The organism is Blautia sp. LMAG:36, assembly GCF_008680535.1.
GTDB classification, from domain to species: Bacteria; Bacillota; Clostridia; order Lachnospirales; family Lachnospiraceae; genus Blautia_A; species Blautia_A fusiformis.
The window spans coordinates 352,931-374,846 of the sequence record NZ_NALB01000010.1; the positions used below are offsets into that span (position 1 = coordinate 352,931).

29 protein-coding genes and 2 pseudogenes are annotated in these 21,916 nt (G+C 38.7%); 30 read left to right on the plus strand and 1 reads right to left on the minus strand.

The genetic code is table 11. From position 1 onward, the window contains the following. Nucleotides 1–5: 5 nt before the first annotated feature. From trxB to galT, 15 genes are all read left to right on the plus strand, one after another. Nucleotides 6–929, plus strand: coding sequence for a thioredoxin-disulfide reductase (trxB, locus tag CCC17_RS14185; protein WP_015524990.1), 924 nt, complete (start codon nt 6–8; stop codon nt 927–929). A gap of 558 nt (nt 930–1,487) precedes the next feature. Further along, nucleotides 1,488–2,450, plus strand: coding sequence for a S1 RNA-binding domain-containing protein (locus tag CCC17_RS14190; protein WP_242872626.1), 963 nt, complete (start codon nt 1,488–1,490; stop codon nt 2,448–2,450). Nucleotides 2,451–2,541: 91 nt separating this feature from the next. Continuing rightward, the gene (locus CCC17_RS14195) at nt 2,542–2,994 is read left to right on the plus strand and encodes a zinc-finger-containing protein (RefSeq protein ID WP_055066318.1); all 453 of its coding nucleotides are present in this window, start codon (nt 2,542–2,544) and stop codon (nt 2,992–2,994) included. Between the two features lie 18 nt (nt 2,995–3,012). After that, entirely contained in the window at nt 3,013–3,153 is a 141-nt protein-coding gene (locus CCC17_RS14200; protein WP_161208826.1) for a hypothetical protein, read from the plus strand. A 149-nt stretch (nt 3,154–3,302) separates the two neighbouring features. Beyond that, nucleotides 3,303–3,572 carry a hypothetical protein gene (locus CCC17_RS15260; RefSeq protein WP_243148915.1) on the plus strand — a complete coding sequence of 90 codons (270 nt, stop codon included), beginning with the start codon at nt 3,303–3,305 and terminating at the stop codon, nt 3,570–3,572. A gap of 348 nt (nt 3,573–3,920) precedes the next feature. Next, entirely contained in the window at nt 3,921–4,253 is a 333-nt protein-coding gene (locus CCC17_RS14210) for a DUF3784 domain-containing protein (protein ID WP_180211298.1), read from the plus strand. Nucleotides 4,254–4,353: 100 nt separating this feature from the next. Further along, a complete protein-coding gene (locus tag CCC17_RS15265; RefSeq protein ID WP_015524992.1) occupies nt 4,354–4,557 on the plus strand; it encodes a PF20097 family protein in 204 nt (67 codons plus the stop codon). 143 nt (nt 4,558–4,700) lie between these two features. Continuing rightward, nucleotides 4,701–4,931, plus strand: coding sequence for a hypothetical protein (locus CCC17_RS14215; protein WP_129974476.1), 231 nt, complete (start codon nt 4,701–4,703; stop codon nt 4,929–4,931). Then, the gene (locus CCC17_RS14220; RefSeq protein WP_015524994.1) at nt 4,919–5,251 is read left to right on the plus strand and encodes a DUF1648 domain-containing protein; all 333 of its coding nucleotides are present in this window, start codon (nt 4,919–4,921) and stop codon (nt 5,249–5,251) included. Before CCC17_RS14215 ends, CCC17_RS14220 begins: the two co-directional genes overlap by 13 nt. A 221-nt stretch (nt 5,252–5,472) precedes the next feature. Further along, nucleotides 5,473–5,853, plus strand: coding sequence for a DUF4825 domain-containing protein (locus tag CCC17_RS14225; RefSeq protein WP_092072171.1), 381 nt, complete (start codon nt 5,473–5,475; stop codon nt 5,851–5,853). Nucleotides 5,854–5,933: 80 nt separating this feature from the next. Further along, the gene (locus CCC17_RS14230; RefSeq protein WP_055056113.1) at nt 5,934–6,128 is read left to right on the plus strand and encodes a zinc ribbon domain-containing protein; all 195 of its coding nucleotides are present in this window, start codon (nt 5,934–5,936) and stop codon (nt 6,126–6,128) included. Nucleotides 6,129–6,189: 61 nt separating this feature from the next. Then, a complete protein-coding gene (locus tag CCC17_RS14235) occupies nt 6,190–6,669 on the plus strand; it encodes a hypothetical protein (protein ID WP_015524997.1) in 480 nt (159 codons plus the stop codon). Nucleotides 6,670–7,220: 551 nt separating this feature from the next. Beyond that, nucleotides 7,221–7,400 (plus strand): AraC family transcriptional regulator, encoded by a 180-nt coding sequence (locus CCC17_RS15270; RefSeq protein WP_278960182.1) that lies wholly within the window; start codon nt 7,221–7,223, stop codon nt 7,398–7,400. Between the two features lies 1 nt (nt 7,401). Then, nucleotides 7,402–7,752, plus strand: a complete 351-nt coding sequence (locus tag CCC17_RS14240) for a DUF2500 domain-containing protein (protein ID WP_015524998.1) — start codon at nt 7,402–7,404, stop codon at nt 7,750–7,752. After that, nucleotides 7,746–9,236 carry a UDP-glucose--hexose-1-phosphate uridylyltransferase gene (galT, locus tag CCC17_RS14245; RefSeq protein ID WP_015524999.1) on the plus strand — a complete coding sequence of 497 codons (1,491 nt, stop codon included), beginning with the start codon at nt 7,746–7,748 and terminating at the stop codon, nt 9,234–9,236. The genes CCC17_RS14240 and galT overlap by 7 nt, the downstream gene beginning before the upstream one ends. A 109-nt stretch (nt 9,237–9,345) precedes the next feature. Here the strand turns inward: galT and CCC17_RS14250 are convergent, their stop codons facing one another. Continuing rightward, nucleotides 9,346–9,759: a hypothetical protein gene (locus tag CCC17_RS14250; protein ID WP_044961941.1), complete on the minus strand. Its 414-nt coding sequence runs from the start codon at nt 9,757–9,759 to the stop codon at nt 9,346–9,348. A gap of 531 nt (nt 9,760–10,290) precedes the next feature. Here CCC17_RS14250 and CCC17_RS14255 point away from each other — a divergent pair. The 15 genes and pseudogenes from CCC17_RS14255 to CCC17_RS14325 all read left to right on the plus strand — a co-directional run bounded on the left by CCC17_RS14255 (nt 10,291) and on the right by CCC17_RS14325 (nt 21,872). Further along, the gene (locus tag CCC17_RS14255) at nt 10,291–11,739 is read left to right on the plus strand and encodes a L,D-transpeptidase family protein (RefSeq protein WP_021652238.1); all 1,449 of its coding nucleotides are present in this window, start codon (nt 10,291–10,293) and stop codon (nt 11,737–11,739) included. 97 nt (nt 11,740–11,836) lie between these two features. Further along, the gene (locus CCC17_RS14260; protein ID WP_015525005.1) at nt 11,837–12,016 is read left to right on the plus strand and encodes a hypothetical protein; all 180 of its coding nucleotides are present in this window, start codon (nt 11,837–11,839) and stop codon (nt 12,014–12,016) included. 126 nt (nt 12,017–12,142) lie between these two features. After that, nucleotides 12,143–12,472 carry a hypothetical protein gene (locus CCC17_RS14265; RefSeq protein ID WP_015525006.1) on the plus strand — a complete coding sequence of 110 codons (330 nt, stop codon included), beginning with the start codon at nt 12,143–12,145 and terminating at the stop codon, nt 12,470–12,472. Nucleotides 12,473–12,505: 33 nt separating this feature from the next. After that, nucleotides 12,506–13,522: a PDDEXK nuclease domain-containing protein gene (locus CCC17_RS14270; protein WP_110103119.1), complete on the plus strand. Its 1,017-nt coding sequence runs from the start codon at nt 12,506–12,508 to the stop codon at nt 13,520–13,522. 43 nt (nt 13,523–13,565) lie between these two features. Next, nucleotides 13,566–13,943: an SdpI family protein gene (locus tag CCC17_RS14275; RefSeq protein WP_015525008.1), complete on the plus strand. Its 378-nt coding sequence runs from the start codon at nt 13,566–13,568 to the stop codon at nt 13,941–13,943. A 45-nt stretch (nt 13,944–13,988) separates the two neighbouring features. Beyond that, complete coding sequence (locus CCC17_RS14280; RefSeq protein ID WP_110103120.1) at nt 13,989–14,489, plus strand: GNAT family N-acetyltransferase; 501 nt, start codon at nt 13,989–13,991, stop codon at nt 14,487–14,489. Nucleotides 14,490–14,513: 24 nt separating this feature from the next. After that, nucleotides 14,514–14,909, plus strand: a complete 396-nt coding sequence (locus CCC17_RS14285; protein WP_015525010.1) for a DUF6483 family protein — start codon at nt 14,514–14,516, stop codon at nt 14,907–14,909. A 119-nt stretch (nt 14,910–15,028) separates the two neighbouring features. Continuing rightward, a pseudogene (locus tag CCC17_RS15275) lies at nt 15,029–15,142 on the plus strand (helix-turn-helix domain-containing protein); the annotation flags it as partial. Then, nucleotides 15,140–15,409, plus strand: a pseudogene (locus CCC17_RS14295) (AAA family ATPase); the annotation flags it as partial. The pseudogenes CCC17_RS15275 and CCC17_RS14295, both read left to right, overlap by 3 nt. 273 nt (nt 15,410–15,682) lie before the next feature. Continuing rightward, entirely contained in the window at nt 15,683–16,093 is a 411-nt protein-coding gene (gene tnpA / locus CCC17_RS14300) for an IS200/IS605 family transposase (RefSeq protein WP_192925805.1), read from the plus strand. 54 nt (nt 16,094–16,147) lie between these two features. Further along, entirely contained in the window at nt 16,148–17,404 is a 1,257-nt protein-coding gene (locus tag CCC17_RS14305) for an RNA-guided endonuclease InsQ/TnpB family protein (protein WP_015525011.1), read from the plus strand. Nucleotides 17,405–17,507: 103 nt separating this feature from the next. Further along, the gene (locus CCC17_RS14310; RefSeq protein WP_242981827.1) at nt 17,508–18,287 is read left to right on the plus strand and encodes a CPBP family intramembrane glutamic endopeptidase; all 780 of its coding nucleotides are present in this window, start codon (nt 17,508–17,510) and stop codon (nt 18,285–18,287) included. Nucleotides 18,288–18,457: 170 nt separating this feature from the next. Continuing rightward, on the plus strand, nt 18,458–19,117 hold the full coding sequence (locus tag CCC17_RS14315) for a response regulator transcription factor (protein WP_015525013.1): 660 nt from the start codon (nt 18,458–18,460) through the stop codon (nt 19,115–19,117). A gap of 2 nt (nt 19,118–19,119) precedes the next feature. Next, nucleotides 19,120–20,379: a sensor histidine kinase gene (locus CCC17_RS14320; RefSeq protein ID WP_015525014.1), complete on the plus strand. Its 1,260-nt coding sequence runs from the start codon at nt 19,120–19,122 to the stop codon at nt 20,377–20,379. Nucleotides 20,380–20,489: 110 nt separating this feature from the next. Continuing rightward, nucleotides 20,490–21,872, plus strand: coding sequence for a DUF6034 family protein (locus CCC17_RS14325; protein WP_110103124.1), 1,383 nt, complete (start codon nt 20,490–20,492; stop codon nt 21,870–21,872). Nucleotides 21,873–21,916 lie beyond the last annotated feature (44 nt).

The following is a 21,916-nucleotide window of genomic DNA, read 5'->3' on the forward strand; positions in this document are numbered from 1 at the left end:
GCTGTATGAATGAAAATCATGTTTACGATATGATTATCGTAGGGGGAGGACCTGGAGGGTATACTTCAGCATTATACGCAGCCAGAGCAGGACTTGATACAATTGTTATAGAAAAATTATCTGCAGGTGGTCAGATGTCATTGACCTGGCAGATTGATAACTATCCTGGTTTTGAAAATGGAATTGACGGATTTTCATTGGCAGAGAAAATGCAAAAACAGGCGGAAAAATTTGATGCTAAAAGTGAATATGCTGAAGTTTATAATATGGATTTAACAGGAAAGCTTAAGAGAGTAGAAACTAGTTCGGGAATTTATATTGGGAAAACAGTAGTGATTGCTACTGGAGCAAATCCAAGAGAACTTGGCCTTGCTAAAGAAAAAGAATTGATAGGTCATGGGGTTGCTTATTGTGCCTCCTGTGATGGTATGTTTTATAAAGATAAGATCGTGGTGGTTGTTGGTGGTGGAAATTCTGCTGTATCAGATGCTGTTCTTTTAAGTCGAATTGCTAAGAAAGTCATCATTGTTCATCGAAGAGATACATTACGTGCAACGAAAATCTACCATGACCAGCTGATGAAAACTGAAAATATAGAGTTTCGATGGAACAATACAGTAAATGAACTGATTTATGGAGAACGATTGACTGGTGTGCGGTTGAAAGATACAGTTACAGGAGAAGAAAACATTATAGAATGTGACGGCCTGTTTGTGAGTATAGGAAGAAAACCGACAACAGATTTTTTAGATAATCAGATAGAACTGGATAATAAAGGATATATTGTGGCAGGTGAAAACACTGAAACGAGTATTCCGGGTGTTTATGCTGTAGGAGATGTCAGAACAAAGTTACTTCGTCAGATAGTAACAGCAGTGGCAGATGGTGCTATGGCAGTACATATGGCAGAAGAGTATGTGGAGAAATAACAATCAGAATTTAATTGTTTAAGAAATTGTTCTTTGGTTAATGGCATTTTTATGTATCCTCTAGTTTTACTAAAATTCAATATGTATTATGTATATAAATAACAGATAATCAGGTATTATCCTTCAGCTATTTGAAAAAATATATATCTACTGCAACTGTTCCGTAATATCTATAGTTTAAAAATGTACAAGAAGGTCGGTTGTCTTATTGGGGACGATTAAGAGGAAGAAATAAACACTATATAATGAAACAATTACATATGAGATGGAATTTTCTATAAGGACACAGGAATCTGGCAGTTCTTAGTGTTACCAAATCCTTCTGTCGTACAGGCTTCATAAAAGGAACTAATATGCGACACTATTGCAATCGAGGTAATATTGACATAGAATTCCATGTATTATAGAATGGTATCTGTAAAAAGAAGGCATGAAGAAAGCAGCTTTAAACGGGCTGTTTTTTTTGTGTCTTCTTTTGTCTTTCCTGAGTACCGGAGGAAAAGGAGTTTTCTGGATGGAGCAGAGAAGACAAAAATAAATAAGAACAGGAGGAAGTATATGGAGGATACCAGAAAAACAGTTTTGGCGGGAAACGGGGAAAAAGATGTTCCGCGTGCGGTCTACGATGGTGTTTTGACAATCGATGTAGACGCGCAGGTTGAAAGCATGGAGGAACAGGAAGAAGCCAGATGGCATCAGCTTTTGAATGCACATCGTACCAGAAAGATCCTGACGGGCCAGCTTAGGGGCATTGAAAAACTGGAGAGTGGATGGATGGTTGCTGTTACATACTTTAATGGTTTCCGGATCATTATCCCAATGAATGAAATGATGATCAACCTTCAGGGAGACGGGCGTGAAAACGCGGATACCTTAAACCGTCAGGTCCGTATTGCTAACAACATGCTCGGCTGTGATATTGATTTCATCATCAAAGATCTGGATAACAAGAGCCGGAGCGTTGTAGCATCCAGAAAAGATGCAATGCTTAAAAAGAGACAGACTTTTTACCTTGGGGAAGATACAGAAAAACCAATGCTCTATGAAGGCAGGATCGTGGAAGCAAGGGTGATCGCGGTAGCTCCCAAAGCAGTCCGCCTGGAAGTCTTTGGTGTAGAAGTATCTGTCCGGGCCAGAGACATGGCCTGGGAGTGGATGGTAGATGCCGGAGAAAAATTCCAGGTAGGTGATCTGGTGCTGGTCATGGTCAATAAGGTGGAAGCAAGCTCTGTTGACCAGATCATTATAGAAGTGGATGCAAAGAGTCCGACAGCCAATATCAATAAAGATAACCTCCGGAAATGCCATAAACAGGGAAAATATACAGGGATCATTACGGAAGTCTATAAGGGAACCTATTTTATCCGCCTTGATATCGGAGTCAATGCCGTGGCACATTCCTGCAATATGTCCGCACTTCCGGGAAAGAAAGATAAGATCGGATTTGTGGTGACCCGCATCAACGACAACTATGAAGTGGCAGAAGGCATTATCACAAGGCTTATCAAAAGAGCTTCCTGAAAATGTTTTTATGATTTTCAAAGAATTCTGTTGACACAGAAAAAGGGATTTCTTTAACATCGGAGATAAAGATGGAAAGGAGTGACGTCAGATGGCAAAAAAGAAGAAAAAACAGATGCGGGAAACCTTGTACTGTCCATATTGCAAAAGACCCGGGGTACTTAGGCCGGCAGCCTATGTCTATGGGGATAACAACCTGGATCCGGAGAAATACCTGTATGTATGCAGCGGCTATCCTTCCTGTGATTCATACATTGGGGCACACAAAAAAAGTATGCGTCCCATGGGAACCATGGCTGACAGCAATCTGCGTAATAAGCGGATCGAAGCACACAGAGCTTTGGATGCAATCTGGAAAAATGGTTATATGACCAAACACAGCACATATATCTGGCTTCAGAACCGTTTGAATCTCCGGGAAAAGGACACACATATCGGGAAATTTTCTTATTACCTGTGTGAACAGACCATCCGGGAATGTACAGACTATATAAAAAGCCGAGAGGAAAAAAAGAAATCCCCGGATAAAATAAGCGTGGCATGACGGAAAGGATGGATGCCCTTGAGACTACAGGCGACAGAAGATGATGTATATCATCTGATGGACCTTAAAGAACAGTATTTTATTATGACAGCAATATGCAGTGTGGCAGAGGGAATCAGCGCATACTTTTTCATGCAGCGTTCGGGACGGATTGCTTAAAAACATCGTTTCAGATGCGATACTCTATCATTAACCTGCCAAACATCAATCTGGGGCAGTTACAGATAATTCTCGCAGCAGTGGGCTTACTTTCTGTATTAGCAACGGTTAGCTGTACGTTGTTCCTGTCTGCAAAATGTAAAGACACATTGACAGTTTTGCTGATCTCTATTGTAGTTCTTCTCATGCCGCTTTTTGCTTATGTGGCGATGGGAGCAACATGGCTCTCTACCATACTTCCATCTGCCGGAATTGATTTGAAGAACATTTTCCTTTCTCAGCTTGCAGATTTCAATTATCTGAATATCGGTGGAATGAGTTTCTGGACACCGCAGATTATTTTGCTTTCGGCAGGAATTGAATTATTTGTGTTTATATTCTTGGCAATTCATTCCTATTGCAGACATCAGGTAGCATAAAAGAAGTTCAAAATAGAATGAATTGGTTATCTGCCGCATGACGGTAAAAGAAAAAAAGCCGCCGTTTCTTTGTGGCAACACAGACCTATGATGAATTTTCCGGAAATATTGTAGCTAATAGCATTGTTTATGCGTTGGAAATATCTGAAAAATTGATGATAGTAGAAATATAATATTAAAATAAAAAATAATATAAAAAATTGTTTTACTATAGAGAAATATATAGTATAATACAACCATAAGAAGTGATAAAAAAATAACAAGTTGACCTAGCCAAACATAATAAGTTTTACTGTTGTGTTTGGCTTTTTTTATTTGATAGCCAGAGCGGGAAGTGAGGTGTCTGCAATGATAATCTGTGTTATCTTTGATTTGGGAATGGCAGTGATTATGTTTTTATTCGGAATCTGCTTTGTAAAATCAAATGGAAAGGCCGCTGCATTTTTGTCTGGCTATAATATGAAATCTAAGGAAGAACGAAAACAGTATGATGAAAAAGAAATGTGCAGAGTATATGGAAATCGGATGATGTGGATGGCACTGCCATTTGTAGTCGGTGCAGCCATAGATTTATTATACAGTGGAATCGGGTGTTTTGCAGCGTGTGTAATATGGACCTTTCAATTTGTTTTATTGATGAAAGAACGTATGAAACGAGAAAAAATAGAAAAGAACATTTAGGCAAAAATTATATGCGAAAGAAGATATACAAGCTATCCAGGAACAGGATAATACTCGGTAACAAGAGGAACTTTAACTACTTAAAGGAGATGACGTGAATATGAGATGTCCATATTGTGAAGGAAAAATGCGCAAGGGTCAGTTGCATGCGGTTGGTGCAGGGGCAGGACTGGAGTGGAAAGAAGGCTCTGAGAGTTTGCGGTTAAATACGGATCCAGAGTTGGCAGCAAGGATATCTGGAGACCGCATAGCTGCCTATAATTGTGATTTCTGCAGAAAGATTATTGTTTCTTACGAATATTGAGATTTTCAATTCTTTAAATTGTAATGACCGTAACGGGAAAGGATAAAATAGAGATAATAGAAAAAGATCCAGAGGGCGAGGAAGGCCGGATAAAAGTTAATTTAAGTTTCCTACAAATGTGTCATTATTTGCAGATTGTTGAGTTGATCGTGGAATTAGGCCCAGAGGAACAGGAAGACTGGACATTTGGCTCTCTCGTATATGAGGAAGAAAAGTATTCTATTGGAATTCCTACGGTTTTGTATAAGGAACTTCTGCCAATAGCAGAAGGTAAGGAAGAAAATTTACTGGAAAAACTTCTTGAAAAAATTTCTTCTAAGGAAACATATTTACTAGATATCGTTCCAGATGAGGCACTGTTATGGATGGTATAAGCAGCAGGAAATTAACATGGGGAATTTGCATCGCTGGCATTGCGATTGCAATAATAAGCTTCTTTTTCTTACCGGAGATTATTCCCGTTCACTTTGCTGGGAATGGAGTCGCAGATGACTTTGGCAATAAGATAGAAATTTTTTTAATGCCGATACTCCTTCTGACTGTTACAATCTTGAGTGGTATAAAAAGTATAAAGTATGTTCTGATGCATTCGAAGACTTGGCTAACAGTTGGTCAATATAACCTGATGATTGATTGTGTTTTAGGAATTATATTGATCGCAGAAATTTTTATGATTTATGCTTCGTTTGTTTAAATGACTACTTGAGTAGCGAAAACAAGGACTAAAAAGGGAACGCGCAAAATATCGTAAAAAACAGTAGAACCTGTATAAAATGATGAAAGAGGAGCATTGTTACTGTAAATATCAGCCTTTGCGGTCAGAAGACTTGCTTATAAATAAAGAAGCAAATATATGGCAGTTTCTGGTTCATTGGGCAGGCTGTTTTATATCAAAGTGTGAAGAGGAGCTGGTTCATGATGAAAAAAGTAATTCCAATTATTTTATTTACGGTATCAGCAATATTGCTTTCTGCATGTGGCAGAAAAGAAGAACTGTACGAGATTCCTAACCTGTCACAGTACAAGACAGATTATGTAGGAGATTCTTCGAATGTTATAAATATTGTAAGTGGGCAAGAGTATCAGGAAGGATATTCTTATGATAGCATACAGATACAGTCTGAAACGAAGCCTTATGGATTAACAGTATTTCTAAAAGTTGAGCCGTCTGCAGTTAAGATTGAAGATGAATTGCAAGTTAATGCGGATATGACATTTGATTTGATTGGTAATTTGGAAACGCTTGATTATAAAATAGCGGATAGTAAGGAAATCATTGCATCGTATGAACGGTAGATCATTCAGTGGTTAATATTTTGTCTGCTATTATATAGTAAGAAAAATAGGAAAGCGAAACATATATTTGGAGGACAGCAATGAGAAAATGTGAAAAGTGTGGAACAGTCATGAGAGCGGATTTAAGACTTAAAGTTAATGGCGGTGGCTATGGGATCGTTGTAGATGTAGATGAAAAACAAAAAACGACAACTATAGATGATGTTAAAGTTGCAGTCTGTCCAGAGTGTGGACATACAGAAATGTATTTAGAGGATTTAACTAAATTGAAGTAAAATTAGATATGATTGAAACAGGATAAAAAATTTTGATGGAATGCTTGTGGAGAAAATAAATATGAAAAAACTTAACTATACAGAAGATTTATTGAGAGTTATCTTCTTTTGGATAGGAATATTCTTTCTTGTTTCCGGTGTCTTAAGTTTTCTTGGGATATTAAAACCAGCAGTAAACTCAGGCATTCAGAATCCAGACATGTTGGGAACAGTGTTTTCTATAGCGGGAGTGCTTTTGTGTATAATAAGTGCTGCTCTTGGAATTTATACTGCAAAACTTGATAAATTACATTTACAATTAATCGAAAATGGTACAAAAGTGAAGGGCTTGGTAGAAAAAGTATATTTGCAAAAATACACAAGATATAGAAGACAGATTCCATACAGGATTTTATATAGTTTTACATATCATGATAAAGTGTATTATCACAAAAGCCGTTTGATATGGGAAAAGCCGGATCTTAAGAAAGGCGACTTGATTACCGTATATGTAAATAATCTTGGTAAATCAACAGTTTATAATTGCAATGAAGCGGTCTGATATCTAGCCTCTATATTTCGGAAAAATACTGCACGATCTGTGATTTACAGAAGAGCAGCTTCAAAGAATGCTGAGGATGAAAAATGCAAATCCATCAGATGTATGAAAATTCAGAGATTATTAATTGGACAAATTGAAAGCTGAAAGGAAAACGGCCTATCCGTTTTCAGCATTGGCGGATCCGTCTGCTAATAAGTGGTTTACAAATCAAAAAACTTGGTAAGAGTATTTTCATAATTCTGTTCAATTTTGTCTATGTTTTCGAGAATCCTGTTCATGTACAAATGCAACTAAATTAGAGTATAATAAGGGAAACCATTGAAACTGGGTTTCCGTATTGGACATTCCTGTGATGGCAGGAATGTCCTTTACATATAGCGGTAAATTCTGAAGTAGTTGGCATAGAAGTTCATGAGGTAGTTGACGTATGCTTTAAATCTTTTCATTTCGTTTTCCTCCTTTCTTTATCTTACAAGCACATTATAATATCAGAAGACGTATATTACTTGCCAAATGGGAAGAAAAAGTAGACAAAACTTGCAGGAGATTAATTGGAATGTACTGATAAGAGCATCACAGACATTTGCCTGGATGCAGGATTTGAAAGCCAAAGGACATTTAACCGGGTATCTCGTGAAAGATATAAAGTAATGTCAAGGGAATATCAGAATCTTTATCGTGAACAATATTTAAGTCAGACCCAGGATGAAATATCTGGAATGGAGAAATAGGATGGCATTTATAATCTGTATAGCAGCACTCATAATCATGATGTTTGTATTTACCAAAATGTTGTTAAGCTTTGGCAATAACAGCAGTGCGGCAGTTGAATCTGTTGATGCGACTGTAGTTGAAAAGAAGCAAGGAATCTATATCCATATGCAGTCTGAAGCACATGTACCTTGGTTTCGTGTTGTGTTTGAGATGACGGATGGAAGTTTGATGGAATTTCAAATACAACAGGGAGATTTTCGTGAACTGGAAAAAGGTGATCGAGGTATGCTGACTTATCAGGGAAATCGGTATATATGCTACCAAAAATATAAATTTAAAAGTGAAGCACAGGAGGAAGAAAAATGTTAAGTGAAAGCATTGCAAAACTGGTACAGTATGGGATTACAACAGGTCTGACACCGGAATGTGAAAGAAACTACACAACAAATCTTCTGCTGGATGTTTTTCATGAAGATGATTATGAAAAACCGGACAACATTGAGGAACCTGTTAATCTTGAAGAAACATTGGACGAATTGCTGGATGAAGCCGTAAAAAGAGGTCTGATTGAGGACAGTATTGTATACCGGGATTTATTTGATACCAGATTGATGAACTGTCTGATGCCACGTCCGGGTCAGGTACAAAAAGAATTCTGGGACAAATATGCAGAAAGCCCGAAGAAAGCTACTGATTATTTTTATAAGCTGAGTCAGGACAGCAATTATATCCGCAGGTATCGTGTAGAGAAGGATCAAAAGTGGAAGGTAGACAGTCCATACGGTGAGATTGATATTACCATCAATTTGTCCAAACCGGAAAAAGATCCAAAAGCAATTGCCGCGGCAAGGAATGTAAAATCCGGAAGTTATCCGAAATGTCTTCTTTGCCCGGAAAATGAAGGATATGCGGGACGTGTTAATCATCCGGCAAGGCAGAACCACAGAATTATTCCGATCACAATCAATGATACTCCTTGGGGATTCCAGTATTCTCCGTATGTGTATTACAATGAGCATTGCATTGTGTTTAACTGCCAGCATACTCCAATGAAAATCGAGAGAAATGCATTCATTAAACTGTTTGATTTTGTAAAACTGTTTCCGCATTATTTCCTTGGATCTAATGCAGACCTGCCGATCGTAGGTGGTTCGATCCTAAGCCATGATCATTTCCAGGGTGGACATTATACATTTGCAATGGCAAAAGCACCAATTGAGCAGCACGTGGTACTTCCGGGATTTGAAGATGTAGAGGCTGGAATTGTAAAATGGCCATTATCTGTGCTTCGTATTCGACATAAAGATTTCAACCGTTTGGTAGATCTGGCAACACATGTGCTGGAAGTATGGAGAGGCTATACCGATGAAAAAGCATTTATTTATGCTGAGACCAATGGAGAACCACATAATACAATTACACCAATTGCACGTAAAGTAGGTGATACCTACGAACTGGATCTGACATTAAGGAACAACATCACAACAGAAGAACATCCGCTGGGAGTGTACCATCCGCATGCAGAATATCATCATATTAAGAAAGAAAATATCGGTCTGATCGAAGTTATGGGACTTGCAGTTCTTCCGGCCAGATTAAAAGGTGAGATGGAACTTTTGGAAGAGTATATTCTCGAAGGCAAAGATATTTCTTCAAATGAACAGATTGAGAAACATGCAGAGTGGGTTAAGAAGTTTCTTCCGAAATATTCGGAAATCACAAAAGAAAACATCCATGGCATTCTTCAGAAAGAGATTGGAATCGTATTTACCCATGTTCTGGAAGATGCAGGAGTATACAAATGTACGACCGAGGGAAGAGAAGCATTCATGCGTTTTCTTGAAACATTATAAAAATTGAAATAAAAGGATTCTTTGGGAAATGGGAGGTAAGTGAAACCTCCCATTTTTTTTTAAGGAAGATGATGAAAATAGAATATTTTTTATAAGGTGTGAAACCTTCCTAGGCTTTTCTTTTAGATGTAAGAAGAAGTAGCAGTGGAACAAAAATAAAGATCCTCCATAGTGCAGGAATGGTGATATTGTTTCGGAATGCAAATGCACTGCCAGAAGAATCTGCCGGTATGTAAATGCGAAGATCTACAGTACAGGATGAACTTTCATCTCGTATATCTAAAGGAAGCTGAGAATGATATACTTTGCCTTCATGGGTGAATTTAACAGGCAGTGCCCAGTAATAATGACGCGGACTACCAAAATTATAAAGATAATATCCGTCTGCTTTGATTAAATTTGGATTTTCATGGTAAAGAAAATAGTTTTTATTGGCATAAAAGAATGTCCCGCCCATTAATAGAAGCCAGATCAGCACCAGTGCAGCTTTATTCAAAAAAGGACTATCAAATACTCTTTTCAAAAAATCACCTCCTGTTAGATAAGGACATTTTATCAAATGAACCAGGAAAATTCGATAGAAAGAAAAAATTTATTATTATGAGAACCGATTTGCTTGTATCTGCATCTGATTAGTGTAAAACAAACACGTGTATAATCCGGCCGGACAGAAGGAGAAAACAGAGAAGCGATTTTGTATAGAAGAAAATAAGTGAGATCTGATTAGGTGCTGTCGTGAATCAGTCAAGGATGAAAAATCCCTGACCGGTCATGGCAGCCCTTTTTTTCCTGTTTTCAGGGTTCTGTTCACAGAGAAAAAGGAAAGTGTCTGAAAGTACCCCAAAAGTGCTAAATGTGAGATAAATGATGATGCGGTGTTCCTATCCGTAAAAGAGCAGGGGAAAAATGTTTTGTAGAAATCAGCTTACTGTTTGTAAAAGAAAATGTTTTTTCCAGCAGCCTTGGTTATTTTTTATTAAATCGGAGATATTAAAATCAGACGATTTAAAAAGTTTGTCTGAATGCTGTTTATCGTTAAAAACAGGGGGCATGGATGGGAAAAAGAAAAGAGATAACCGGTAAGGATAATGGAAAGCAAAAAATGTGGATAATGATCACTGTCATCATAGTGTTCTTTGCTATGGCTGGCTATGCAGGAATGTCTTATTACTATTCAGACAGATTTTTTCGGGGAACAACGATCAATGGAATTAACTGTTCTGGAAAAACATCGGAAGAGGCAGAACAGGCGGTTGCTAAAAAAGCAGAGGATTATCTGCTGGAAGTAAAGGCAAGAAATCTGAAATCACAGAGTATCAATGGAAAATTGATCGGATATCGTTATGTTTCGGATGGCAGTATTTCCCAATATCTGGATGAACAAAAACCATATAAATGGGTTCGGGGATTTTGGAAAAAGCAAAATTATACAGCCAAGGAAAACATGACCTATGATAAAGTGAAGTTAAAAGAACAGATGGAAAAACTGGAATGTGTAAAAAAAGAGAATCAGACAGCACCAGAAGATGCTTATGTAGCTTATAAAGATTCGAAGTTTGAAATCGTACCGGAAACAGAAGGGAATACCCTGGATTTCAATGGAGCTTATCAGGCACTGTCAGAAGCGATTACTGACAAAAAAAGAACGATTGACCTGAATAGCTGTCCGGCTGTTTATGTAAAAGCGGCAGTAATGAAAGATGATCCAGATCTTAAAAATTCATTGGAAGAATGCCAAAATCTGATCCGGACCAAAATCGTATATATATTTGGAGAAGAAACGGTAACATTGGAGGGGGACGAGATCAGAAACTGGCTCATTTTTGATGAGAGAGGACGGCTGCAAAAAAATGAGGATGAACTGAGACAGTACGTGGCAGAATATGTGGCAAAGCTGGCTGCCACACATGATACCGTAAATACAGAGAGGGAATTTTGTACAACAAGCGGACGTACTGTTCAGGTGTATAGTTCCGTTTATGGATGGAAGATCGATCAGGAAAAGGAAATAGAAACCATTATGCAGGAAATGATTGCAGGAGTACAGATAAACCGGGAACCGGTATACGCTATGCGGGCAAATGCACGGGGTATGAATGATATAGGCAGCACGTATATTGAAGTGGACCTGTCTGCACAGCATTTATATTACTATCAGGATGGTTCGATCATTTTGGAATCGGATATTGTGTCAGGAGATATGCAGTATGCAGAACGGCAGACACCACCGGGAATTTTTCAACTGTATTACAAGAAAAGTCCATCTGTGCTGAAAGGAAAGATGTTGGAAAATGGGAAATATGAATATGAAAGACCAGTAACTTACTGGATGCCTTTTAATGGGGGGATTGGATTTCATGATGCTTCATGGCAGCCATACTTTGGAGGAAATCGTTTCCGAGAAGGTGGTGGATCCCATGGATGCATTAATCTTCCGGCGGACAAAGCGGCAGAACTTTATAATAGGATAGACGAAAGTGTGCCGATTGTCTGTTTTTATTAAAAATGGGCAGGATATATAGTTTTATATAGAGGTTTGTTTATAAAATGGAAGATCTTAATTGGTCTTCTGTTTTTTTATAATTATCAGCAATAGTTTCATGGAAGAAAAGTGTGTATGTTCCATCCAGATATGGAAAGAAGTCTTTGACCATTTTGACCGGCAACCGAAAAAAATCGAGATAAATGAGAACTATTCGATTGATGATGATGCAAAGGAAACCTTGCAGGAGAAAAGCAAGAGGATGCTGGTTACAGAAGCAAGCCAACGGGAAATGTAGCTGAGCGAAGTGACTTGCCTAAGTAAATTGAAATGGAAATATGGCTGATAGTGTGATATGATTTGAATGGCAAAAGATATTTTAAGGAACAGACATATTAGCGTTAAGTTTGCTAAGGAGAATAATATGGAATGGTTTGGAATTGCAGCATTATTGCTGCTACTTTGTTATTCGGCGTATCCGGGAAAAGTAAAGCGTTTGGAAACGAAAGTAAAACGGTTAGAGAAAAAGCAGAGAGGAGTGGCATATATGTCAAAGCTGATTAATGATCTTGTAGGAAAACAGTGTATTATCAGATCAGAGTTCATTTTTAGTTTTGCGGGAAAAACTGAATTATCCTGCAAGATAATAGACGCAGATGATGAATGGATAAAAATTTGTTATACAGAGAAAAAAGATAAGCAGGTAGTTAAGCTGATGCGGATTGAAAATATTGAATCAATAGAAGAACAGTAAGTTCTATTTTGGAAATTCAGAGGAGTAAAGAGCATGGATTATAATTTACAAAAAAATCAAAATGCAGAACAGACTTATCATTCTATTCGTAATTCTATTGTGTCTGCACAACATCGTTTAAGCACAGCGGTAAATTCTGCTATGGTAACAACTTATTGGGAAATTGGAGAACAGATTTTTAAAGCATGTGGAGAAAATGATCGCGCAGAATACGGAAAGAAATTATTGGAATATCTTTCTGAGCAGCTGACCGCAGAGTTCGGAAAAGGTTTTGATAAATCGAATCTTCGTAAGATGAGGCAGTTTTATTGCACTTTTCCAATTCGAGACACACTGTGTCCTGAATTGAGCTGGTCACATTATCGTGTCTTGATGCGTATAAATGATGAACAGGCAAGAAGATTTTATATGGAAGAATGTGCAAAAGCAGCATGGAGTGTTCGTCAACTGGAACGGCAGATCAACACGATGTATTATCAGCGTATTTTAGCAAGCCAGGATAAGATAGCGGTTGCAAATGAAATTCAAATAACAGAGCCAAAACCAGAATATGAGAAAATAGTGAAAGATCCTTATGTTATGGAATTTCTGCAGATTCAGCCTGACACACATGTATATGAAGGAGATTTGGAACAGGCATTGATTGATCATCTTCAACATTTCCTTTTGGAACTTGGAAGAGGATTTTCATTTGTAGCACGCCAGAAAAGATTTACATTGGATGGACAGGACTTTTTTATTGATCTGGTATTTTACAACTATATTTTAAAATGTTTCGTTCTCATTGACTTGAAAATGGGTAAACTGACCCATCAGGATCTAGGACAAATGCAGATGTATGTGAATTACTATACTCGTGAAATGATGAATGAAGGAGACACGCAGCCTATTGGAATTGTACTTTGTGCAGATAAGGGAGATTCTATTGTAAAATATACGCTTCCTGAAGATAATCACCAGATATTTGCATCGAAATATTTCACCTATCTGCCGTCAGAGGAAGAATTGAAACGTGAATTAAATTTGAAAGAATTTTACAAAAAAGAATAAAAACGAAAATACAAAGCGGAAGTTATAGTAAAGGAGATTCACAATGAAGTTTTGGATTTTTATGTTGATTATGGATTTGCTTCTTCCATTTACGATGATTGGTTTTGGAAGATATTTTATGAAAAAGGCTCCAAAGGAAATAAATTCAGTATTTGGATATCGAACTTCGATGTCTATGAAGAATAAAGACACATGGGAATTTGCTCATAAATATTGTGGTAAAGTCTGGTATGTCTGTGGAATGGTTATGTTGCCGATAACAGTAATATTCATGCTTTTAGTAATTGGAAAAAATGAAGATTGTGTTGGGAGTATGGGAGGAATTATTTGTGGTGTTCAACTTATTCCTTTAATTGGGTCTATTCTCCCAACAGAAATAGCATTAAAAAAGAATTTTGATAAGAATGGAACAAGACGATAAAGTTTGCAGAATCAAGAAAATCGGAATTTATAGGAGAACATAGATATGAATATAGAATTAAGAAAGTGGTCGGTTGAAGATAAAGAAGTATTAATAAAAATGTGTAATTCAATTGATAGAAGTTTTTTATCTGATAGATTACCTAATCCATATACAAATGCATCTGCTGAGTGGTGGTTAACCATGGTAAAAGACAACGAAGGTAAAAAAGGTGTCTTTCGAGAGATTGTTGTTGATGGTAAAATTGTAGGAACGATATCTGTTGAACAGAAGGACGATGTGTATCGCAAGGATTCTGAAATTGGTTATTATTTATTGCAGGAAGTATATTCAAAAGGCATTATGAGTGAAGCAGTAAGACAGATTTGTGAAATTGCATTTGAAACATTAGACATTATCCGTATTACAGGGCTTGTATATGAAGCAAATATCGCATCAAGAAAAGTGTTAGAAAGAAATGGCTTTTTACTTGAAGGAAAAATGGAAAAAGCAGTTATTAAGAATAACAATATTTTTGATTTATGTATTTATGGGAAAGTAAGATAAATTTAGAATTTGAGGAGGTGGAAAATGTATTTCACGGATGAGAAAGATTACATTATGCGAATGATAAAAGAAATGGTGAGAATATTATTCTCTTTAATATATGGGAAAAAGTATGTTTCTGTTGAGCTTGAAAAAGAAAACAAATATGAAGTGTCAGGGAAAAATTTGAAAAGTTTTCTTGATATGATTGATTCAGGGCAAATTAACGAAGCAGAGAATATACTTTTAGATAACATTGATTATGCAAATAATGATGAAGTGATGGCGGCAGCTCTTTTCTATCAATACCTTAGTGAGAAAGATAGTGAGTTTTTGATTAACAACAATTATACAAAAGAAGAAGTGCTTTCTGGCTTTAAGCAATTACTTGTGCAGTCAGGATATAATAATTTGTTATATATGATTAAGGATGATGAGTAATGCAGAAAATCCAGTTTGTAGAATTCAAAAATTTAATATGAAATATGAGATAGAGCGTATGGAAATAATCTATACGTTCTATTTTTTTTTGCCTTTTTGAAAAAAGTGATTAAAAAACTATTGACATTTTGTTACCGGAAGAACTAGCCAATCAGTTGGGCGTATCCAGACAGGCAGTATCTAAGTGGGAAAGTGCAGGAGCTGTTCCAGATTTGCAAAGAATTTTACAGATGTATCTTTTTGACGAACCGGAAGCTGCATTATCCCCACAGAGACAGCTTACATTGTTGATGCAAATATATAGTTGTGCAAAAGAGGGAGCACAGTTTATTATAGTTACGCATTCGCCAATTTTGTTAGGAATACCTGATGCAGATATCTATTGTTTTGATGATGGACGAATACATTTATGCGAATATGAAGAAACAGAGAGCTATCGGGTAACAGAAATGTTCATAAATAACAGGCAGATGCTGTTGGATAAATTGCTAACAGATTAGACAAGAAAGGAATCGACGGATTCAAGTTTGTGAAATTAAGAAAATCAGGATTGTAGAGGAAAATATTACATGAAGAAATTAGGACAATAAGCGGGAATCCTCGGCAATTCAATTACCGAGATGAAAGCGCAGGAGTGTGCATGGCTGCACATTGAAATAATCTGATAATATAATAATCTCCCTTGATATTAATGCCATAACTGGCATATAATCAATCGAAAATATGTTTGATTTTTTGTTGCGTATTTCCGCTCATCATGTTATACTATATGTATGAAAGAAAATCTAATACATTACAGGACTTGTGTATGTAATATCAACTACCATATGGTGTGGTCGGTGAAATACCGGCGGAAGATATTAAACCCAGAAATTGAGGAATACCTTCAGGAACTGGTGCAGCAGATTGCTGAGGATAAGGGGTTTACCGTTCATCTATTCGAATGTGGTGAAGGTGACCATGTCCATTGCTTTGTATCAGCTCCGCCAAAGCTGTCCATAACAGCAATTGTCAAGTATCTGAAGGGGATCACCGGCAGAAAACTGTTCGAACGTTTTCCGGAAATAAGAAACCAGCTATGGAAGGGAGAGCTGTGGAATCATTCCTATTATGTGGAAACAATCGGATCTGTATCTGAGGAAAATATCCGCCGTTATATTGAACATCAGAGCAAGTCGTATTGATTTAAGACGGACTGTGAATAGCGGTCCGCATAACTGTCTGAAGGGGGAAGAGGAATGCTGCTGTCACACAGAACATCTGTAAAAATCCGGCCGGAATATTCCAATATCATAGGGCATATGTGTTATGCAGCATCCAAACTCTGGAATATCTGTAACTACGAACGTCACCATTATAAAGAACTGGGACTGGAAAAGTATCCTGACTGGTATTACCAGAAAAAAGCACATAAAGGAAATCTGTGGTATAAACAGCTTCCGTCACAGACAGCACAGGAGACCTGCAAGCAGCTGGACAAAGCATGGAGATCCTTTTATGTCCTTAAAAAGACCGGAGGGATCAAAGATCCAAATCCACCTCATTTTAAACAGGGAAATATACCGGTCACATACATGCAGATGGGGCTCCGGCATGAGAAAGGTTCGGACCAGCTGCGGCTGTCTCTGCCAAAGGATCTGAAAAGCTACATGGAAGAAACATATGGGATCCATGAAAAATTTCTATATCTTGAAAATAAGATTTTCAGGGACATGGATCATATAAAACAGCTGCGAATCTATCCACCGGAAAACGGAAAATGCGACCTTATTGTTATCTATGAGATTGAAGAACCAGAGCAGCTCTCTCAGAATGAACATTATTTATCTGTTGATCTGGGACTTCATAATCTGATGACCTGTTATGATTCCGAAAATGGCAGGACTTTTATCCTTGGAAGAAAATATCTTTCATTGGAAAGGTATTTTAATAAAGAAATCGCCAGAGTGCAGTCAGTATGGTATGCGCAGCAATCGGAAAGAGGAATAAAATATCCAAAATCATCGAAACATATCCGGAGATTTTACAGGAAAAAGCAGAATGCAGTAAAGGATTATCTTCACAAAGTGACCAGATGGATTGCAGAATACTGCAGAAAAGAAGATATCCGCTGTGTGGTTGTGGGAGACATGCGAAATATCCGCAAAGAAAAAGATATGGGGCATAAGACCAACCAGAAGCTTCACAGCCTGCCGTATAATAAGCTGTATATCATGCTGGAATATAAGCTGAAACTGTATGGGATTCCATTGATAAAACAAGAGGAAAGCTATACCAGCCAGTGCAGCCCATTATCACCGGAAGTATCAAAAAGATATGCAGAAGCATCAAACCGAAAAGAACGGGGCATGTATATAACTGATGGAGTAAGATACAATGCAGATGCAGTAGGAGCATTTAATATCCTGCGGAAATATCTTTCCGTATCCGGAAAGCAGAAAGAACTGTCCGTAACCGGACTAAAAAATCCAGAAATAATAAAAGTAGCTGCATAGCCGAAAGGCAAGCAGTATTGGTGTCATGGACGCACCCTGAAAAAAGGCAGTATCCCGCCAGATTTCAGATGCTCTGATAACTCAGTTGCCGAGTAGTTCACTATTGGTATCATTAAAAACGTTTGCCTTTTTTGTAGGCTGGGCTATATGTGTTTCAATTTTGCCTATACCAGATACAAAAAGTGCGGCAGTCTGGAGATTTTGGGCAGAATTGATTCCATTATTGTCAGTTATTGGTTTTACAATTATTTTCTGGTTAATAGATAAAAGAAACATACGATTATATCTGACTGGAAAACCTGTTTATAATATCGTACTTGGGTGTATCACAGGAGCTATTTGGTTAGGAGTATCTGTTGTGATATTATCTTTAACAGGGGTCATACATATTGATGGCAGAAACCAAATTTCTATGCTTTGGTTATGGTTATTTTCAGCTTTTATCAATAGCGTTATGCAGGAAGTGTTAGTTCGTGGTTACTTGTATCAGATGATAAAAAATAATTACAACATCGTTGTCGCTGTCCTTATATCTACCGGATTATTTACATTTGCACATGGTGGGGCTTTTGAGGCAGGAATACTTCCTGTACTAAACGTTATAACGATGAGTCTTTTCGTGACAGCAGTTTTGGAATATACGGAATCCTTAGTTGCTCCGATTGTAATCCATTTTTTATGGAATGGAGTTGGTGCAATTATTTTGGGTGGAGTATCATTAGCAGAAGATTATCCGCATTTGTTCAACATGGTAATTAGTGGAAATTCAATTTTGTCGGGTGGCAGCTGTAAAATTGAAGGTAGCATAGTTGTACTGTTTATGAACTTGATTTTAATGTTAGGATTCGTAATGGCAAAAAAGAAAAGAGACAAAAATCTATAATTTCAGTTTTATTGTACTTTTCTAATTCGAGACACACTGTGCCCTGAATTGAGCTGGTCACATTATCGTGCCCTGATGCGTATAAATGATGAGAAAGCAAGATCAAATGCAATGTAGACTTGGGATATAAAAAACTATACTATAGAAAAACGTTAGAGGTGGCAGCGGGAATGAAAAATAAAATTTTGGTGATAGAAGATGACCGTGCAATTTCAGAATTGCTGTGCATGAACCTGGAGGCAGCAGGGTATGAGACTGTGGCAGCGTATGATGGGGAAGAAGCCCAGAGGCTGCTCTTATGGCAGGAGGACGCGGACCTGGCAGTGGTGGATATCATGCTGCCGGGAAAAGACGGATTTGCACTGATGGAGGATTTCAAAAAGAAGGAGCTTCCGGTGCTCTACCTGACTGCAAAGGATGATGTGGCTTCCAAGGTAAAGGGGCTGAAACTGGGTGCAGAAGATTATATGGTAAAACCTTTTGAGATGCTGGAACTTCTGGTACGCATTGAGAAGGTGCTGGAGAGGACGGGACGGGCCAAGAAAGTCTTAACGGTCCGGAACATCCTGGTGGACATGCAAAGCCATCAGGTCTACAAAGACGGGCTTCCGGTAAGCCTAAAGCCAATGGAATATGACCTCTTTGTGCTGCTCCTGCAAAATAAGAACATTGCGCTTGGAAGGGAAGAACTGTTAAAACGGGTCTGGGGAGAAAACTACCTGGGAGAAAGCAGGACGGTGGATGTCCATATCGGACAGCTCAGAAAAAAGCTGGAACTTTATGATGAGATCAGGACGATCCCGAAACTTGGATACCGTCTGGAGGAATAAGGATGAAGCTGTGGAAACGAACGGTACTTCTTATGCTGGTAACGCTATTATGTGCCCTGATTCCAGTGGGAACGCTAAGTCTTTATATCACAGGAAAACGAAGCCTCAATAATGCTGCAGAGACCTACGGAAGACAGCTGGAAAATGGTAAGATACTCCTGGAACAATTTTGGGATAACAGCAAATATGAGCAGATGTCCGAGACTGGAAAGCAGGCTTATATGGGCTTTCAGTTCCAGCGATGCTGTGGGGAAGGCATGGCCCTGATCGACCGAAAAAGCAATGCCGTCATTGAAAACCTGACAGATTATAAAGTGGTGGGGCTCGAAAACTTAGGCTTTAAGGATGAAGGAGATCCGTATGCCTACAAGATACAGAAACTGGGACAGAAATACCTCCTTCTCCAGCTGGAACCATTATCCAGACCGGAAGGATACGAAGTCCTCTCTGTCCGGGAAGTCACAGGGCTTTTTGCAGAGCTGAGACAGACCGCTGTCTGGTTTTTTGGAATTTATCTGGCTGTGTTCCTGATCGCCGGCCTTTTTATTTATATGATGATGCGAAGAACTGTGGAACAGATGGAGAAGCTACAGGAAGTGGCAGAGAAACAGGAGCTGCTCATGGGGGCACTTTCCCATGAAATGCGTACCCCGTTAACGTCCATTATCGGGTATTCGGATACCCTGCGCCATGTAAAGCTGAAAGACGAACAGAAAGACCGGGCACTGGAACATATCAACCGGGAGGGAAAACGCCTGGAGGCTCTTTCTGGGAAGATGCTGCAGATGCTGGGGCTTTATCAGAACCATGCCATACAGATGGAAATGACCATGGCAGGTGACCTTTTAAACCATGTCATAGACATGGAAAAAGAACAGGCAGAAAAGAAAGCGGTACACCTCAAGATGGAATGTGAAGCCTTTTCCATGAAAATGGATCCGGCCTTGATGGAAAGCCTTCTGATAAACCTGATCGACAATGCCCTAAAGGCTACGGATGCCGGTGGAAGCATTTGGGTAAAGGCTTATGAGAAAGCTGGAAAAAAGATCTTTGAGGTGTCGGATACCGGAATGGGGATCCCGGAGGAAGAACTGGGAAAGATCACAGATGCATTCTATATGGTGGACAAATCACGAAGTCGAAAAGAAGGCGGATCCGGACTTGGGCTGGCACTCTGTGTGAAGGTGGCTGAAATCCATGGCGGATGCTTGAAAATCGAAAGCAGACAGAGAGAGGGGACCACGGTAAGAGCCATCTTCTGATTTACAATTTGTTTACATCTTAATGAATACATCGGCAAAGCAATATGGTACTCTTTTCTCATAAGAAAAGGGTACCTTTTTTAATACCGAAAGGAAAGGATGGAAAAAGGATGAAGAAAATAAAAATGTTTATGGGAGCCGTTCTGTGTATGAATCTTTTGACATTATCCGGATGTGACCGTATTGTCCAGTCTGCTGTTGTGGAAGAAAAGGATCAGACAGAACAGAAAAAAGAAGAGAAAAAGGAGACAGTTCAGAAAACCGTTGCCGAACAGGTACAGGCACCGGAAATATACCAGACAACGATCCAGGCAGATCTAAGATCAGCGGACCGGGAGGATAAAGAAACCCCAATGAATTTTACCCTGACAGCGGATGCACCGGTAAAAGTGCCGGATGTAGATGCAATCTGTTTAAAAAAAGTAAAAAGATTGGCGATTCCTGAAGAAGAACAGAATAAAATAAAAGACACATTCGGAAAAGGACAGCCCATGCAGGAAGAGAAGAATGAGAACGAACAGGCGGGGACATATACAGTAGATGGACTGACCTATCGGTATTCTTATACACAGAGTGAACAGGTATCGGATGTGGAGGAACTCGGATGTGGGATAGCGAAGTTTATCTTTGACGATTGTGGAGACATGACCCTGGAATCGAGCGAGAAAAAAGAAAGGGAAGAACGCTTTCAAAATTATATAAAGGCAGGAAGCGGGAAAGTGTCTGAAAAGGAAGCAAAGGAGAAGGTTTCAGGTCTTGTGTCCGGAGACTGGGAGATATTTGAAAGTTCCTCAAAAGCACTTACTGAAGGAAGCACTACCCTGGAAAAAGATGATTTCATTTTTGAACGGATGATAGACGGGGTTCCGGTTAATTATGTGAGGGAAACCTCTCTGCCTGTTAATGAACAGGCTCTTGAATGGGAAAACGAAGATGGAACCCTTCATGAAGGACAGTCTGAAGGATGGGAAAATGAAGTACTGACGATGGACTTTTGCAGTGGGACACTTCAGAGTTTTCTGCACCGAAATCCCATAGAAGCATCGAATGCTTCCGATGAGAGGCTGTTCTTACTTCCTTTTGATGAGGTCAAGGATATCTTTGAAAAAACGATCACTTTGCAGGTCATGACAGAAGACAAGAATCGGCTGATCTCTGTCGATGGAGGAAGCCACTACCGTTATCCGTCCATTGATGCACAGAGTGCGGAGATAGCCATAACAAAGGTACAGCTGGGTTATATGTGCATGCCAGACAGTGAAGGCAGCGATACCGAAGCAGTCCTGATCCCGGTGTGGGATTTTTATGGAACCTGGACATCCAAAGAGCCAGAGTATGAGTACGGAAATGGGGAGGATGGACCGGTCATGGGAGACGTGACGATGGATGATGCAGGTGTTCCACTCCTTACGATTGATGCACGGGATGGAAGCGTAATACAAAGGATTCAGGCTGGATGGGCGGCTTCTATGGGTTCCAAGGATATAAAATAGAGTGTCAATTTCAATTTCTAATCAATGATGACAGAAAGACCTGG

Coding starts and splice junctions, on each gene's coding strand:
- CCC17_RS14275 (WP_015525008.1), top strand. CDS start 13,566: ATGAAGTTTTGGATTTTTATGTTGATTATGGATTTGCTTCTTCCATTT.
- CCC17_RS14325 (WP_110103124.1), top strand. CDS start 20,490: ATGAAGAAAATAAAAATGTTTATGGGAGCCGTTCTGTGTATGAATCTT.
- CCC17_RS14305 (WP_015525011.1), top strand. CDS start 16,148: ATGCTGCTGTCACACAGAACATCTGTAAAAATCCGGCCGGAATATTCC.
- CCC17_RS14265 (WP_015525006.1), top strand. CDS start 12,143: ATGGAATGGTTTGGAATTGCAGCATTATTGCTGCTACTTTGTTATTCG.
- CCC17_RS14190 (WP_242872626.1), top strand. CDS start 1,488: ATGGAGGATACCAGAAAAACAGTTTTGGCGGGAAACGGGGAAAAAGAT.
- CCC17_RS14255 (WP_021652238.1), top strand. CDS start 10,291: ATGGGAAAAAGAAAAGAGATAACCGGTAAGGATAATGGAAAGCAAAAA.
- CCC17_RS14195 (WP_055066318.1), top strand. CDS start 2,542: ATGGCAAAAAAGAAGAAAAAACAGATGCGGGAAACCTTGTACTGTCCA.
- CCC17_RS14240 (WP_015524998.1), top strand. CDS start 7,402: ATGGCATTTATAATCTGTATAGCAGCACTCATAATCATGATGTTTGTA.
- CCC17_RS14280 (WP_110103120.1), top strand. CDS start 13,989: ATGAATATAGAATTAAGAAAGTGGTCGGTTGAAGATAAAGAAGTATTA.
- CCC17_RS14315 (WP_015525013.1), top strand. CDS start 18,458: ATGAAAAATAAAATTTTGGTGATAGAAGATGACCGTGCAATTTCAGAA.
- CCC17_RS14260 (WP_015525005.1), top strand. CDS start 11,837: ATGGAAGAAAAGTGTGTATGTTCCATCCAGATATGGAAAGAAGTCTTT.
- CCC17_RS14230 (WP_055056113.1), top strand. CDS start 5,934: ATGAGAAAATGTGAAAAGTGTGGAACAGTCATGAGAGCGGATTTAAGA.
- CCC17_RS14210 (WP_180211298.1), top strand. CDS start 3,921: ATGATAATCTGTGTTATCTTTGATTTGGGAATGGCAGTGATTATGTTT.
- CCC17_RS14320 (WP_015525014.1), top strand. CDS start 19,120: ATGAAGCTGTGGAAACGAACGGTACTTCTTATGCTGGTAACGCTATTA.
- CCC17_RS14225 (WP_092072171.1), top strand. CDS start 5,473: ATGATGAAAAAAGTAATTCCAATTATTTTATTTACGGTATCAGCAATA.
- CCC17_RS14285 (WP_015525010.1), top strand. CDS start 14,514: ATGTATTTCACGGATGAGAAAGATTACATTATGCGAATGATAAAAGAA.
- CCC17_RS15265 (WP_015524992.1), top strand. CDS start 4,354: ATGAGATGTCCATATTGTGAAGGAAAAATGCGCAAGGGTCAGTTGCAT.
- CCC17_RS14235 (WP_015524997.1), top strand. CDS start 6,190: ATGAAAAAACTTAACTATACAGAAGATTTATTGAGAGTTATCTTCTTT.
- galT (WP_015524999.1), top strand. CDS start 7,746: ATGTTAAGTGAAAGCATTGCAAAACTGGTACAGTATGGGATTACAACA.
- trxB (WP_015524990.1), top strand. CDS start 6: ATGAATGAAAATCATGTTTACGATATGATTATCGTAGGGGGAGGACCT.
- CCC17_RS14270 (WP_110103119.1), top strand. CDS start 12,506: ATGGATTATAATTTACAAAAAAATCAAAATGCAGAACAGACTTATCAT.
- CCC17_RS14220 (WP_015524994.1), top strand. CDS start 4,919: ATGGATGGTATAAGCAGCAGGAAATTAACATGGGGAATTTGCATCGCT.
- tnpA (WP_192925805.1), top strand. CDS start 15,683: ATGAAAGAAAATCTAATACATTACAGGACTTGTGTATGTAATATCAAC.